The sequence below is a fragment of the Streptomyces sp. NPDC057654 genome (assembly GCF_042800135.1).
In the GTDB taxonomy this organism is placed as follows: Bacteria; Actinomycetota; Actinomycetes; order Streptomycetales; family Streptomycetaceae; genus Streptomyces.
This window is the reverse complement of the sequence record NZ_JBHVHQ010001432.1, coordinates 1-1,226: the sequence shown is the minus strand read 5'-3', so window position 1 is coordinate 1,226 and position 1,226 is coordinate 1. Positions and strand designations below refer to the sequence as shown.

Sequence of the window (1,226 nt, the reverse complement as noted above, 5' to 3'; positions counted from 1 at the left end):
GGTCGGCGTAGAGGAACGGCCCGGCCTGCGGCGGCCGGCACAGGGCCCCCGCGAGGGTGAGGCGGCCGTACACGGCGGCGGCCAGCGCCCCGAAGAGCCGGGCGGCGGCGGCCGTCCGGGCCCGTACCGGCTCCGGCTCGTCGAGCGCGTACGCGGCCGCCGCGGCGACCGGGGGCGCGAGCTGCGCCCGTACGGCCGTGCAGGTCGAGAGCGTACGGGCGCGCAGGGCCCGGCCGTACGCGGTGTCCGGGAGACGGGCGAGGGCGGCGGGCCAGGCGGCGGGCGTCAGGGAGCCCGCGAGGTCCGTGAGGACCACGGTGCGGCCGGGGCACATCTCGGCGGGGCCGACCACCATGGTGCCGTGGGCGTCGTAGCGGGTGTCCCGCCAGGTCTCGTCGCTGATGATCAGCAGTTCCTCGGCCTCGGCCGCCTCGCACACCTCGTGCAGCGTCTCGGGCGGCACGAGCGTCCCCGTGGGGTCGTCGGCGACGGACAGCACCAGGGCGCGGGGCCTGCCGCCCTCGCGGCGGATCCGCCGTACGGTCTCCAGCAGCGCGAACGGGTCGGGCACGCCGCCGCACTCGGCCGGCACCGGCACGTGGTACGAGTCCCCGCCCGCCAGCCGGGCCACCGGCGTGTACCAGGCCGCGCAGGGGCGGGTCAGCAGCACGTCGCCGCCCACGGAGGCGAGCAGCGCGAGCAGCAGGGGCTGCGCGCCGGGCGCGGCGACCAGCTGCTCCGCGCCCGTCCACAGTCCGCGCCGCGCGAAGTACCCGCAGGCGGCGGTGCGCAGCGCGGGGCCTCCCCCGGCAGGCTCCGGCTCGGCCCGCCCGGCGACCGCCGCGAGCTGCTCGGCGAGCTCCGCGAGGACGGGCAGCCCGCTCTCGGGCGCGGCCGGAGCCGGGGCGATGGGCTGCATCCGAACCTCCGGCTGCGAGTAGGTGAGCGGGCCCTCAGCACAGTGCGGTCCCTTCCACCTTCCCAGACCCCGCGGACACGGGCGCGGGATGAACGGCGGCGGGAGACGACGCGCCGGTCAGTCCGGCGGAGCGGCCGCCGTGGGCGGCGCCCGGCCGTCCGGGCGGTCGCCGTCGAGTCCGGCGGCCCCGTCTTCCCAGCGTCGGCGCCGCTCGGCGGAGGACTGTTCCCACCAAGGGGCGCCACGCTCGCCGAGCGCCGTCTTCGCCGTGTGCACCCGACTCCGGGCCAGTCGCTCGGCTTCGGGG

At 79.0% G+C, this 1,226-nt stretch carries 1 protein-coding gene and 1 pseudogene; both read right to left on the bottom strand.

From position 1 onward, the window contains the following. On the bottom strand, nt 1-919 hold a 919-nt coding region (locus ACFU99_RS44140), incomplete at its 3' end, for an aminotransferase class I/II-fold pyridoxal phosphate-dependent enzyme (protein WP_384404499.1). Between the two features lie 117 nt (nt 920-1,036). Next, nucleotides 1,037-1,226, bottom strand: a pseudogene (locus ACFU99_RS44135) (hypothetical protein); the annotation flags it as partial.